We start from the raw sequence: 12669 nt of genomic DNA on the forward strand, positions 1-12669 counted from the left end.
ACGGCAGATGGCGAAGCAGACGAGCGACTTTTTCGTGGAGCGGCTCAAGGCCTGGGGCTTGACGCGGATCTATGGCTATTCGGGCGACGGCATCAACGGCGTGCTCGGCGCGCTGCAGCGGGCGGAGGCGGAAGGCGCGGGCATCGAGTTCATCCAGGTCCGCCACGAGGAAATGGCCGCGTTCATGGCCTCCGCGCACGCCAAGTTCACCGGCGAGCTGGGCGTGTGCCTCTCGACCGGAGGGCCGGGCGCGACGCACCTCGTCACCGGCATGTACGACGCCAAGCTCGACCATGTCCCGCTGCTTGCGATCGCGGGTCAGGCCGAAACCACCGTGCGCGGCGCGAACTACCAGCAGGAGCTGAACCTCGACCGGCTGTTCTCGGACGTATGCGGCTATGTGCAGGAGGTCTCCGCGCCTGCCCAGCTGCGCCACGTCACCGATCGCGCGATCCGCATCGCCATCGCCAACCGCGACGTCACCGCGATCGTGCTGCCCAAGGATGTGCAGGACGAGCCCTATCAGGATCCGCCGCTCCAGCACGGCTTCACCCGCTCCGGCCCCGGCTATGTCCGCCCGCAGATCGTGCCGCCCGCCAGCGCGCTGGCGCAGGCCGCCGAGATCCTCGATGCCGGACAGAAGGTCGCGATCCTGATCGGCGCGGGCGCGCGCGGTGCCGAGGCGGAGGTGATCGAGATCGCCGAGCGGCTCGGCGCGGGCGTCGCCAAGGCGCTGCTCGGCAAGGACGTGCTGGCCGACGACCTGCCCTTCGTCACCGGCGCGATCGGCCTGCTCGGCACCAAGCCCTCGTCGGACATGATGGCGGGCTGCGACACGCTGCTGATGATCGGCACCGGCTTCCCCTGGGCCGAGTTCCTGCCCAAGGAGGGCCAGGCGCGCGCGGTGCAGATCGATATCGATCCGGCGATGCTCGGCCTGCGCTACCCGGTGGAATGCAACCTGCACGGCGGCGCACTGGAGACGCTGAAGGCGCTGCTCCCGCTGCTCAAGCGCAAGGAAGACCGCAGCTGGCAGGAAGGCATCGCCCACGAAGTCACCAAGTGGTGGAAGACGATCGAGGAGCGGGCGATGGCCGAGGCGAACCCGGTCAACCCGCAGCGCGTCGTGTGGGAAATGTCGCCGCGCCTGCCCTCGAACGCCATCGTCACCTCGGACTCGGGCTCCTGCGCCAACTGGTATGCGCGCGACTATCGGGTGAAGGCCGGGCAGCGCGCCTCGCTGTCGGGCGGGCTCGCCTCGATGGGCGCGGCGGTGCCCTATGCGATCGGCGCCAAGTTCGCCCATTCCGATCGGCCGGTTGTGGCGCTGGTCGGCGACGGGGCCATGCAGATGAACAACATGGCCGAGCTGATCACCGTCGCCAAATATTGGCAGCGCTGGGCCGATCCGCGCTTCATCGTCTGCGTCTTCAACAACCAGGACCTGAACGAAGTCACCTGGGAGCAGCGGGTGATGGAGGGCAATCCGCGCTTCCCGACCACGCAGGATATCCCGGACGTGCCCTATGCCCGTTTCGCCGAGCTGATCGGACTGCAGGGCATCCATGTCGACACGCCGGAGGCACTGGGCGACGCCTGGGATGCGGCCCTGCGTGCCGATCGCCCGGTGGTGCTGGAGGTAAAGACCGATCCCGACGTCGCGCCCTTCCCGCCGCACCTCACCTTCGCCCAGGCCAAAGGCTTTATGTCGTCGATGCTCAAGGGTGATGCGGGGCGCGGCGGGGTGATCAAGGAGACGGTGCGGCAGATCGCGAAGGAGATCACGGGCTAGTCACAGCCCCAGCACCGCCCGGTCCGCCGTCGCCGCGGCGAGATCGGCGCGCGCCACCAGCGCTTGGTAGCGGGCGTCGAGCGCGCGCAGCCGGGCGTCGGTGGCGCTTTCCTCGCGCTGGTTGATCAGGAAGAAGTCGCTGGCGCCCATGTCGAAGCGGCGTTGTTCGGCGACCGCCATCTTGCCCGCCAGCTCGGCCTCCTGCGCAGCGAGGTCGGCGACCTTGTCGGCGCCTTCGATGCCGATCGCGATGCCCTTCACTTCGATGGCGATCTGCTCTTCGAGCATCCGGTGCCGGGTGCGCAGGCCGTCGATCTCTGCCTTGGCCTCGGCGATGCGGCCGCGGGCGCTCCGCCGTTCCAGCGGCACCGAGAATTTTACCCCGACGATCGCCTCGGCAGGCGTGCGCGAGGGACCGCCGAGTCCGATCGCGCCCACGTCCTTGCCCAGCTCCGCCCGGGCATCGAGCCGCGGTTTCAGGTCGTTCTCGGCGAGGTCGAGCCGCGCCAGCGACTGGTCCATCCGCACCAGCACCGTCTTCAGGTCCGGCCGCAAAATTGGGCCCGCCTTGCGCGGTGCGATCGCCAGCTCGGGCAGCGCATCGGGCAGCTGCTCGGTCTCGGGCACCAGCGGCGCTCCGTTCGCGTCGCGCCAGAAGAAGGACAGCGCGTTGGCGGTTTCCGCCAGCTTCTGCTCGGCCTGCGCGACGAGCGAGCGCCGGCGGGCGAGGTTCTGGTCGTTCTCGGTGATCAGGATCTGTGGCCGCGCGCCGAGCTGCACCTGCCGCGCGAGCTGCGATCGCCGCTTCTCGGAGAGCGCCAGCAGGTCGCGATACGCCTTCAGCCGCAAGCCCGCGATCGCCCAGGCCTGGTAGGCGCCCATCGCACGACGCTGCACGCCGATCGCCACCATCTCGCGCTCCAGCCGGGCGACGTCGACATCCTGGTCGGCAAGACGCAGCCTGGTGCGGCGCTCGTCCGTCACCCGGTCGCGCAGCAGCGAGAAGACCGCACCGACTTTGAACTCGCCGAGCTGATTGGTGTAGGCCTTGTCCTCATAGACCGGGAACTTACCCCGCGAGACACGGTAGCCCGCGTACAGACCACCGCCATTGGCGTCCAAGGCGCGGCTGGCCTTCGCCTCGACCACCGATCCATCATAATAGCCGAACGGCCGCGCCTGTGCGTCGACGTCGAACACCACGTCGAACGCGCCCTCGGCGCTCAGCGCCTTGCCCTCGGCCTGGCGCTGCTTGGCCAGCGCCTCGATGATCTGGGGGGCGTTCTGCGCCGAGGAGCGCAGCACCTGGTCGAGCGTCAGCGGCCCCTGCGCGGCGGCGGGCACCGCGAACACCAAGGCGCAAAGAGCGAGCAGCAGCCGGATCATTTCTTTTTCTTCTTGTAGACGTCCATGCTCTTCTCCTCGCCCGACTTGTCGGACGCAGCGCCGAATTCGAGCGGGAAGTCATTGAGCTGACGCCAGAGTTCATAGCCGACCGGCACCGTCTCGCCCTGCACCCAGCCGCGCACCTTGGCGCCTAGGCGGACAAAGCGATCGCCCGGCCAGGCGAGCGTGCCGGGCATCGGCTCGATCAGCACGCGGAACAGGCCGTCGGGCATCGCCGAGGGGTCGACCGATCGCACCCGCCCGTCAAACAGCCCCCAGGCCATCGACGGCCAGCCGCTCAGCTGGATTGCCGGCCAGCCCTCGAACTCCAGCCGCACGCGACGGCCAGGGCGAACCAGCGCGATGTCGCGCCCGTCGACCATCAGCTCGACGACACGCTCGGTGCCGCCTTCGGGCGCCAGCGTCGCCAGCTCGGTGCCCGCGCTGACCAACGTCGCGCCCGCAGCGGCGTTGAGCGTCTGGATGCGGCCGTCGCGCGGGGCGCGGACGATCTGCACCGCCTGACGGTTGAGCGACACTTCGATCCGGTTGAGCTTGGCCCGCGATTCCGCGAGCTTGGCGCCCTGATCGGCGACGCGGATCTGCGCCTGTTCATAGTCGCGGCGTGCCGCCAGCCCCTCGTTGAACAGCGTGCGGGCGCGGTTGACGTCGATCGAGGCGACGGCACGCGCGCTTTCCAGCGAGGCGATCTCGGCATGTACCTGGTCGCGCTCGGCGGCGAGGCGCTCCAGCAGCGCGGGGTCGTTGTCCGAGATCTTGGCGATCGGATCGCCCTTCTTCACCGCCTGGCCGTCGGTGACGAACCAGCGCTCGACCCGGCCGGGCACGAGCGCCGTGACCGACTGCACGCGATCGTGCGGGTCGAGGGCGACCACCTGCCCCCGCCCCGGCGCAGTCTGCACCCAGGGGACATAGACCATGGTGACGCCGATCAGCGCGACGGCGATCACGATCATCCAGGCGATCGCCCGGGCAATGCGCGGCGGGCGCATGGCGGCCAGCGTCGGGAAATGGCCGATATGGTCAGGCCTGAAGGGCATTGCCTGCCTCCTGCGCGGTGAGGGTGGCACGGAGCTGATCGAGCGTCTCGAAGCGCGTCTGGGCGGCCCTGCCCAGCCACAGATAGCCGTCGCGGCGGATGGCCTCGGGGCGGCCGGTGAAGAGGAGCACGGTGGTCCCCGCCTCGCGGAGCGCATCGAGCGCGGCGGTCAGCCGCTGCGGCGGGATCAGGTCGTAGAGCGGCCCGAGCAGCAGCACCTTCGGCCGCGCCAGCAGCGCATTGGCGAGCTTGAGCGCCATCAGCTCGCCGATCGAGAGCGGGTAGCCGGAGGCGGCGAGCGGGGTCTCCATGCCCTCGGGCAACTGGCCGATGCGGGCATCAAGCCCGACCAGTGCCAGCGCGTCGAGCACCTTGCCCGCCGGAATGCCGGCCCCAGCCAGCCCCAGATAATCGCGGATGCTGATCTCGACGATGGTCGGCCGATCGAGCACGATCACGTCCGAGCGGAGGCGGTATACATCGAGCGCCTCGAGATCGACGCCGCCCACCATCACCAGCCCGCGATCGGGCTGCAGGTTGCGCTTGAGCAGCATGGCCAGACGGCTGTCCATCGTCGGGGCACCCACCACCACCAGTTGGGTGGCCGCGGGGATGGTCAGGTCGATGCTGGCATCACCGGCCTGCACCTCGCGCAGCCGCACCTCGCCATTGCCCGGCGCTTCGCTGCTGCGGCTATGGGTCTCGTGCGGGATCGCGTAGAGCAGCGACACTTCCTCGGCCGCTGCGACCATGTCGTAAAAGGCGTCGAGATAGGTGCCGAGCTGGCCGAGCCCGTAGAAGACGCCCGACAGGATCAGCTCGGCGGCGACCAACTGGCCGATCGACAGCTGCCCCTGCAGGATCAGCCAGCCGCCCATCGCCAGCAGTGCGGCGCTGGCGGTAGCATAGAGCAGCAGATAGGCGCAGGTCTGGGTGAAGCTGAAGCGGAAGTGGCGGCGATGCGCGGCGACATAGGCCGCGGTCATCGACTCTGACCCGTCCATCGCGAAATCGAGATGGCGGCTGGACTTGTAGAAGCCGTTCGAGGTGCCCAGCCCCTCCAGCCAGCGCGCAGCATCGTGCTTGGCATGGCTGAGCGCCACCGCCGAGCGGATCGCGCCCGGCGACCAGAGCTGCCAGATCAGCCAGACCAGCGCGATCAGGATGACGTTAAAGCCGAGGAAGAACGGGTGGTAGAAGCTCGTCACAACCAGCCCCACCACCGATTGCAGCAGGATGGTGAAGCCGCCGATGACGAGGCTCGGCACGCTCTTCTGCACCGTCATAAGGTCGAAATAGCGGTTGAACAGGTCGACGCGGCGGGCATCGGCGAAGAAGGGATTGCGGGCGTGCACCGCGCGGATGGTGATTTCCGCCATGGTCCGCGCGAACAGCCGCCGCTCGAACAGCGCCATGATGTGGACGCGGAGCGCCGAGAGGATCACCACGATCAGCAGCAGCGTGAACAGCAGCGCCGAGAGCGTGATCAGCGGCGCGGGCAGCGCGATCTTGGCGACGCTGTTGATCAGCAGCTGCACCGAGATGGGCGTCGCCAGCGAGAGCAGGCTGATCGCGATCCCGTACACCATCGCCAGCCGCAGATAGCCGCCATCGGGGCCGATCACCTCGCCCAGCCAGCCGCGCACCTGCGCCCAGCCGATCTTCTGTTTCGCCATCGCTCCACCATCTCCCTTCCGGATCGATGAAGTGCGGGCCGCACGCCATAAGCACAATGGCGGTACGGCTATATCATCGATAGGAAATGCCTATGTCCTCGACACACGCCACCAGCTCGCCGGCGAGGCGCTGATAGGTCGCTGCGCGCGCTACCCCGCTTCGCCACAGCAGGCCGAGCTCGCGATAGTGCCGGCCGCCGCGAAAGGGCCGCGCGACGACATCGTCGCCCGGGCGGATCTCCTGCCGCACATAGAGTTCGGGCAGCACCGCCAATCCCATTCCCATGCCCGCCATCTGGCGGATCGCGTCGAGGCTGGTACCTTCATATTCCTCGCGGACCCGGGCGCCCGCCTCCTCGGCGATGGCGATGGTCTGCTCGGCGAGGCGGTAACCGCGCTGGAGGGTGAGCAGATCCTGCCCGGCGAGATCCTCGGCAGCGATCGCCGCACGCGCCGCCAGCGGATGGTCGGCCGCCATGGCGAGGTGGAGCGGTTCGCGGAACAGCCGTTCGGCGTGGGCGCCGGGTGCCCGAAGCGGCAGCTGCACCAGGATCACGTCGTGCGTGCCGACCGCCAGCCCCTCCACCAGCTGCGCCGGCGGGTTTTCGCGCACATGGACACGCAGGTCGTGGAATTGCTGGTGCAGCCGCGCGACCAGCCGCGGGAGCAGATACGCACCGACCGTGGGGGTAACGCCCAGCCGGATCGTGCCGAGCAACGCGGTGTCGGCCGCACCCGCCAGTTCACCGAGATCGCGCACCTCGAGCAGGATGCGCTGCGCCCGGCTCGCGACTTCGCGACCGAGCGGCGTGAGGAAGGCCCGGGCGCCGCGCTCGACCAATGGAGCGCCCAGCGCATCCTCGAGTTGGCGGATCGCCTGCGAAAGCGAGGGCTGGCTGACGCCACAGCGGGCGGCGGCGCGGGTGAAGCTGCCCTCAGCACCCAGGGTCACTAGGTAGCGCAGCTGGCGCAGCGTGACCTGCTTTTCGAAATCCAGCGGCGTAGGATCCTCGATCATCAGCCTGCTTGATGGCGAAGATTTGGGGCCGGTGTCACTAGGATCTTTACCTGAGTTGCCAAAGACATGCACAGGCGCGCAATAATGCGTTGAAAATCAATTAGGTATTCCAAGGCATCTTCGGATTATGTTAGCCATATCGATGTAGGGCGGGCATATGGAAATGCGGAAAATCTGTCAGGGGTGCCGCGACGGCACCGATTTCGACATCCCGTTCGCGATGGCCTTCCAGCCGATTGTCGACACCGACACCGGCCAGCCCTTCGCCTATGAGGCGCTGGTCCGCGGCGTCGACGGATCGGGCGCGCTGGGCGTGCTGTCGCAGGTCACCGACGCGAACCGCTATGCCTTCGACCAGGCGTGCCGCGTCAAGGCGATCGAGACCGCGATGGCGGCCGGGCTGATGAAGACCGACGCGCGGCTCTCGATCAACTTCCTGCCCAACGCGGTCTACTCTCCCGTCGCCTGCATCCAGCTGACGCTGCAGACCGCCCGCGGCGTGGCGATGCCGCTCGACCGGCTGATCTTCGAATTCACCGAGAACCAGTTGATCGCCGACCCGGACCATGTCGCGACGATCATCGAATCCTACAAGCAGATCGGCTTCAAGGTCGCGGTCGACGATTTCGGAGCGGGCCATTCGGGGCTGGACCTGTTCGCGCGCTTCGCGCCCGACGAAGTGAAGCTCGACATGGCACTGGTCCGCGGCATCGATCGCGAGCCGCGCCGGCAGGCGATCGTCCGCGCGATGGTGGGCATGTGCAACGAGCTCGACACGCTGCTGATCGCCGAGGGGATCGAGACGGCGGAAGAGGCGGCCGTGCTGCGTGGCCTGGGGGTGCGCTACCACCAAGGCTATTGGTATGCCCGGCCGGCGCTGGGCGCGCTCCCAGGGATTAGCCTGGGGGCCTAGTGCTCCCGCAACTTGGCCTATAGAGGAACGGTGACGCCCGCACCGGGCCCCATTTTCTGCAGGCAGGATCCATGACCGTCCTCATCAAGGAAGCCGATCTGATCGAGAGCGTCGCCGACGCGCTCCAGTACATCTCCTACTACCACCCGATGGATTATATCCGCGCGCTGGGCGACGCCTATGAAGCCGAGCAAGGCCCCGCCGCCAAGGACGCCATCGCCCAGATCCTGACCAACAGCCGGATGTGCGCCGAAGGGCATCGCCCGATCTGCCAGGATACCGGCATCGTCACCGTCTTCATCCAGTGGGGCCAAAAGTGCGTGCTGGACAGCGAGCGCTCGCTGCAGGACGTGGTCGATGAAGGTGTCCGCCGCGCCTATCTCCACCCCGAGAACCGCCTGCGCGCCTCGATCCTGCGTGATCCCGCGTTCAGCCGCGTCAATACCAAAGACAATACCCCTTGCGTGCTCAACGTCGAGATGGTCCCCGGCGACCATGTCCATGTCGAGCTGGCGGCCAAGGGCGGCGGCTCCGAGAACAAGTCCAAGTTCGCGATGCTGAACCCGAGCGACTCCATCGTCGACTGGGTGCTAGAGATGGTCCCGAAGATGGGCGCCGGCTGGTGCCCGCCGGGCATGCTCGGCATCGGCATCGGCGGCACCGCCGAGAAGGCGGTAACGCTCGCCAAAAAGTCGCTGATGGGTGATATCGACATGGCCCAGCTCAAGCAGCGCGGGCCCCAGAACGATATCGAGCGGCTCCGCATCGAGATCTTCGACAAGGTCAACGCGCTCGGCATCGGCGCGCAGGGCCTGGGCGGCCTGGCGACAATCCTCGACGTGAAGATCCTCGATTATCCTACCCATGCCGCGTCCAAGCCGATCGCGATGATCCCCAACTGCGCCGCCACCCGCCACGCGCATTTCAGCCTCGATGGCAGCGGCCCGGTCTATCTCGACCCGCCGAGCCTCGACGAATGGCCCAAGGTGGAATGGACGCCTTCGAAGGAATCGATTCGCGTCGATCTCGACACGCTCACGCCGGAAGTGGTGGCGAGCTGGAAGCCGGGCGACCGGCTGCTGCTCAACGGCAAGATGCTCACCGGCCGTGACGCCGCGCACAAGCGCATCCAGGACATGCTCAGCCGCGGCGAGGAACTGCCGGTCGATTTCAAGGGCCGGGTGATCTATTATGTCGGCCCGGTCGATCCGGTACGCGACGAAGTGGTCGGCCCCGCCGGCCCCACCACCGCGACGCGGATGGACAAGTTCACCGAGATGATGCTCGCCCAGACCGGGCTGATCGCGATGGTCGGCAAGGCCGAGCGTGGTCCGGTGGCGATCGAGGCGATCCGCAACCACAAGGCTGCCTATCTGATGGCGGTGGGCGGTGCGGCCTATCTCGTCGCCCGCGCGATCAAGGGCGCGCGCGTCGTCGGCTTCGAGGATCTCGGCATGGAGGCGATCTACGAGTTCGACGTGAAGGACATGCCGGTGACGGTCGCCGTGGATGCGACGGGCGAGAGCGTCCACCACACCGGCCCGCTGGTGTGGCGCGAGAAGATCGCCAAGGAACGCCTGCTCCAGCAGGCCTGAGGCCATGGGCACGCCGGACGAGACGCCGTGGCGCCGCCGGGCGCGAATCACGCTGGCTTGCCTCTATCTGCTGGCGGGCGTGCTGCACCTGCTGGTGCCGCGCCCGTTCCTGCACATCACGCCGGCTTGGGTACCCTACCCCGCGCTGGTGATCGCGGGCACCGGGCTCTGCGAGATCGCGGGGGCGCTGGCGCTGCTGACCGTGCGGCTGCGCAAGCTCGCGGGCGTGATGCTGGCCCTCTACGCGCTGTGCGTGTTCCCGGCGAACCTCCAGCACGCGGTGCAAGACCTTTCGACCGGCACCGGGCTGGGATGGGCCTATCATGCACCGCGGCTGTTCCTGCAGCCGCTCCTCTGCTGGTGGGCGCTCTGGGCAGGCGGATGGATGCCCCGAAAGAGCTGAACCGCGCCGCCAAGCGTGGCCAATCGCGGCGGCCCTAGGTTACAGGAAATCTTCCAGAACCAACCGCACCTCGCGACGAACGCCGGCACGCTCGACATTCAGCATGATCTCGGTCCCCGCCGCGTCGGAAAATTGCCGAAGCAGCGAGTCGAAATCGGCACCGATCAGTCGATCGCCGGCCGCCAGTCCCGCTTTTACCGCCGGGCTGCCGGCCCCGACCACGCCGATCGTTACCGCCGACCCGGCGCGATCGATCCACAGCCCGGCACGATTATAGGATTGTGGTTCGGGCGCGCGCGCGTTGCGCTTCAGAAACACCGTCTTCTCGCTGGCGTTGGTCGCGATGTTGAACAGCCGCAGCACCGGCAGCCCGATCACGCCGTTCGGAAAGGCGCCCCAGTCCGGTTCGTTGACGAGCGTTACCAGCACATCTTCGACCGTCGCATTCGCCAGCCGCAAGGACGTACGCACCAGGCGCCCCTTCCCCTCCGGCGCGGTCGGCGCCCATCGCGGCGCATCCCACAAGCCCGCGGCCTCCGCCGCCTTGCGATAGACCCGCATCCTGCTGGGCATGCCGGTGTCGAGCCCGAAGCGGAACGGCCTGCCGCCCAAGGTAGCGTCGGCCGCAAGGAAGGCGGAGCCGTTGGCGTTGCCGTATTTGAAGATACCGTCAGGATAGCGGGCCCAGCCCGTTCGGTCCGGCGGGCCATCGCGATAGATCCGCCACTCTCCGGCATCGAAATCGAGTTCGCAGTTCCCGGCAGTGAGCGCACCGGCCGCGATCGATCCGACTGCGCCGTCGAGGAAACGCACATTGTCCACCCCAGCGATCGTGGAGACGGGCTGTCGCACCTGGTTCGCGAAGGTGAGATCGGGCACCACGAAGATGGGGTATTGCTTGTGCCCCTGCAGCAGGTTCAGCCGGGCGGTTCCGAGCTGTTTCAGCTGCAGTTGCCGCGCCAGTTCCAACCGGATGAGACCGATCGTTCCACCGGTATCCAGCACCAGCCGAAAGGTCCCCGGGAAGCGATCGTGCACGCCACCAGGACGCGCTTGTCGGTGACCTCGATCGGAATGCGATAGGGAGGCGATGCAGCCCTCGCACCTTGCGATGCCAGCCCGGCTGCCGCCCCCGACACGAAAAACCGACGGTCCATCAACATATCCGGACTCCTGTCGAGAACGACGGGCCGAAGGTCGCAGGCGTCGGCACTAATGTCCAGATTGCATTCAACAATAACCGATTGCGCGGCGCCAGCAGGATCCGCGCCGTTGCTATCCGCCGAGCGCATCCGCGAGATGGCAGTTCTTGCCCGGCGTCAGTTCCTCGACGCGGTCGACCTGCAGGATCGAGCCGCCATCCTTCCCCTCGACATAGCGCCCGATCACCTCACCAAAGGCGGGCAGCCTCGCCTTGCGGAGCGCGTCCAGCACATGCCCGCCCGGCGCATCGACGAGCGCATAGCGGTTCTCGGCGAGGTCGCAGCGCCGCAGGATGAGGGCGGTGCCGTCCAGCTCCACCGTGCCGATGAAGACGTCGGCGCCTTCCTGCACCGGCATCGCACCAGCGGCGAGCGCGATCAGCATGCCGATCACAGCGGATTGCCGTCCTTGTCGAGCATGTCGATCCTGTACGAGCAGCCGTACAGCGTCTTGCCCGGGTGCGTCGCGACGTTGGACACATTCAAGGCGATCCGGGTGCGCGCGCGGAAATGGTCGCCATCGGGCGGATCGGTCACGTCGCTGATCACGCGCTCGCCGATGAACTTGCGGAACTTGATCTCCGCTTCCGCCTGCGCCCGCGTCAGCTTGCCCGAGGCGACCAGCGTATCGATGAGCCCTTCGATGGGCATGCCGTTCTCGATCTTCTCCTTGCGCGCAACGGCTGCCGGATCGGGCTCGTCGAGGATCGCCAGCATGCCGGTGGAGGTGAAGGCGACACGGCGCGTGCTGTATTCACCTGCCACGACGATCGGGGCGGGCAGATCATATTCCTTGAGCAGGAAGTTGCTCGACTTCACCGGCTTCCACCCGAGCTTGGCGGCAATCTTGTCGTCACCGGCCACGGCCATGGCGAAGCCGTTATAGGTCGGCACGTCGAGGCGGCAGGCAATCGCGTCGCGCAGGTCGATCTTGGCGGGGTCGACATCGTCGTCCTGCGCCGGGGCGGCGAGGGCGGATGCCGGCAGCAGCGCGGCGAGCAAGGCGATGCGGAAGGACGGGATCTTCATGCCGGCCGGTTATTACGCTGCCGACGAGGCGACAATCGTTTCGCGCCGAAGCGATGCGCCGGCAGGATATCCTATTCGGGCAGGAGACGCACCCGGCGCTTGCCCCAATAGCTGAGGTCTATCGAGAAATGCACCGGCGCGCTCTTGTGGGTGAGGATCATCTGGTCGCCGCGGCCGCCTTCGCCGGTATAGCTGAACGCCCAGCCCTGCTTCTTCAGCGCTTCGCCGACCTTGAGCACCGCCGACTGGTCGCGATCATCCCACAGGGTGATCTGGCGGAAGCCGCTCGCGCCGCCAGCGCCGGTGAGGTCCAGCGCCGCCTCGTACGGGCCCTCGCCCAGCAGCATCACGCCCGAGCGGCGGCAGCGCACATGGTAGCCGTCTATCTCCAGGCAATTGTCGAAGCCGGCGCGCTTGGCATCCGCAAGGCTGCCGCTTACCGGCAGGCCCGCATAGGCGAGCGAGGGCGGCGGCGGTGCCGACGGATCAGCGCTACACGCGGCGATCAGCAGCGCCGCAACCGCGGCTCCTGCGCGTACCGCGCGGCGATGATGAGTATCCAGCGCCCACATGCACCTGTCCCCCTTCGGGAAGC

At 67.6% G+C, this 12669-nt stretch carries 12 protein-coding genes; 4 read left to right on the forward strand and 8 right to left on the reverse strand.

Annotated features, from left to right (window positions below):
* Positions 1-7 precede the first annotated feature (7 nt).
* Positions 8-1792 (forward strand): thiamine pyrophosphate-requiring protein, encoded by a 1785-nt coding sequence (locus tag BM009_RS02325; RefSeq protein WP_093293349.1) that lies wholly within the window; start codon positions 8-10, stop codon positions 1790-1792.
* Here BM009_RS02325 and BM009_RS02330 read toward each other — a convergent pair whose 3' ends face one another.
* The 4 genes from BM009_RS02330 to BM009_RS02345 all read right to left on the reverse strand — a co-directional run bounded on the left by BM009_RS02330 (position 1793) and on the right by BM009_RS02345 (position 6932).
* Entirely contained in the window at positions 1793-3178 is a 1386-nt protein-coding gene (locus BM009_RS02330) for a TolC family protein (RefSeq protein ID WP_093293351.1), read from the reverse strand.
* Positions 3175-4239 carry an HlyD family secretion protein gene (locus BM009_RS02335; RefSeq protein ID WP_093293353.1) on the reverse strand — a complete coding sequence of 355 codons (1065 nt, stop codon included), beginning with the start codon at positions 4237-4239 and terminating at the stop codon, positions 3175-3177. Before BM009_RS02335 ends, BM009_RS02330 begins: the two co-directional genes overlap by 4 nt.
* Positions 4223-5914, reverse strand: a complete 1692-nt coding sequence (locus BM009_RS02340; RefSeq protein ID WP_093293355.1) for an ATP-binding cassette domain-containing protein — start codon at positions 5912-5914, stop codon at positions 4223-4225. The genes BM009_RS02335 and BM009_RS02340 overlap by 17 nt, the downstream gene beginning before the upstream one ends.
* Positions 5915-5987: 73 nt before the next feature.
* Positions 5988-6932 carry a hydrogen peroxide-inducible genes activator gene (locus BM009_RS02345; protein WP_093293357.1) on the reverse strand — a complete coding sequence of 315 codons (945 nt, stop codon included), beginning with the start codon at positions 6930-6932 and terminating at the stop codon, positions 5988-5990.
* Between the two features lie 163 nt (positions 6933-7095).
* Between BM009_RS02345 and BM009_RS02350 the strand changes: the two genes are divergently transcribed.
* The 3 genes from BM009_RS02350 (at position 7096) to BM009_RS02360 (ending at position 9843) form a co-directional block, all read left to right on the forward strand.
* Positions 7096-7845: an EAL domain-containing protein gene (locus BM009_RS02350; RefSeq protein ID WP_175487906.1), complete on the forward strand. Its 750-nt coding sequence runs from the start codon at positions 7096-7098 to the stop codon at positions 7843-7845.
* 71 nt (positions 7846-7916) lie between these two features.
* Positions 7917-9440, forward strand: coding sequence for a fumarate hydratase (locus tag BM009_RS02355; protein ID WP_093293359.1), 1524 nt, complete (start codon positions 7917-7919; stop codon positions 9438-9440).
* A gap of 4 nt (positions 9441-9444) precedes the next feature.
* On the forward strand, positions 9445-9843 hold the full coding sequence (locus tag BM009_RS02360; RefSeq protein ID WP_093293361.1) for a DoxX family protein: 399 nt from the start codon (positions 9445-9447) through the stop codon (positions 9841-9843).
* Positions 9844-9882: 39 nt separating this feature from the next.
* Here the strand turns inward: BM009_RS02360 and BM009_RS02365 are convergent, their stop codons facing one another.
* The 4 genes from BM009_RS02365 to BM009_RS02380 form a co-directional block, all read right to left on the reverse strand.
* A complete protein-coding gene (locus BM009_RS02365) occupies positions 9883-10881 on the reverse strand; it encodes a retropepsin-like aspartic protease (protein ID WP_093293363.1) in 999 nt (332 codons plus the stop codon).
* Positions 10882-11118: 237 nt separating this feature from the next.
* Positions 11119-11439 carry a hypothetical protein gene (locus BM009_RS02370; RefSeq protein ID WP_093293365.1) on the reverse strand — a complete coding sequence of 107 codons (321 nt, stop codon included), beginning with the start codon at positions 11437-11439 and terminating at the stop codon, positions 11119-11121.
* A complete protein-coding gene (locus BM009_RS02375; RefSeq protein WP_093293367.1) occupies positions 11436-12074 on the reverse strand; it encodes a hypothetical protein in 639 nt (212 codons plus the stop codon). The genes BM009_RS02370 and BM009_RS02375 overlap by 4 nt, the downstream gene beginning before the upstream one ends.
* A 71-nt stretch (positions 12075-12145) precedes the next feature.
* Positions 12146-12646, reverse strand: a complete 501-nt coding sequence (locus BM009_RS02380; protein ID WP_093293369.1) for a hypothetical protein — start codon at positions 12644-12646, stop codon at positions 12146-12148.
* Positions 12647-12669 lie beyond the last annotated feature (23 nt).

Source organism: Sphingomonas sp. NFR04 (assembly GCF_900114095.1).
In the GTDB taxonomy this organism is placed as follows: domain Bacteria; phylum Pseudomonadota; class Alphaproteobacteria; order Sphingomonadales; family Sphingomonadaceae; genus Sphingomonas.

Bases quoted from the DNA above. Each gene is read 5' to 3' on its own strand.
- BM009_RS02325 (WP_093293349.1), top strand. From the start codon at position 8: ATGGCGAAGCAGACGAGCGACTTTTTCGTGGAGCGGCTCAAGGCCTGG.
- BM009_RS02330 (WP_093293351.1), bottom strand. From the start codon at position 3,178: ATGATCCGGCTGCTGCTCGCTCTTTGCGCCTTGGTGTTCGCGGTGCCC.
- BM009_RS02335 (WP_093293353.1), bottom strand. From the start codon at position 4,239: ATGCCCTTCAGGCCTGACCATATCGGCCATTTCCCGACGCTGGCCGCC.
- BM009_RS02340 (WP_093293355.1), bottom strand. From the start codon at position 5,914: ATGGCGAAACAGAAGATCGGCTGGGCGCAGGTGCGCGGCTGGCTGGGC.
- BM009_RS02345 (WP_093293357.1), bottom strand. From the start codon at position 6,932: ATGATCGAGGATCCTACGCCGCTGGATTTCGAAAAGCAGGTCACGCTG.
- BM009_RS02350 (WP_175487906.1), top strand. From the start codon at position 7,096: ATGCGGAAAATCTGTCAGGGGTGCCGCGACGGCACCGATTTCGACATC.
- BM009_RS02355 (WP_093293359.1), top strand. From the start codon at position 7,917: ATGACCGTCCTCATCAAGGAAGCCGATCTGATCGAGAGCGTCGCCGAC.
- BM009_RS02360 (WP_093293361.1), top strand. From the start codon at position 9,445: ATGGGCACGCCGGACGAGACGCCGTGGCGCCGCCGGGCGCGAATCACG.
- BM009_RS02375 (WP_093293367.1), bottom strand. From the start codon at position 12,074: ATGAAGATCCCGTCCTTCCGCATCGCCTTGCTCGCCGCGCTGCTGCCG.
- BM009_RS02380 (WP_093293369.1), bottom strand. From the start codon at position 12,646: ATGTGGGCGCTGGATACTCATCATCGCCGCGCGGTACGCGCAGGAGCC.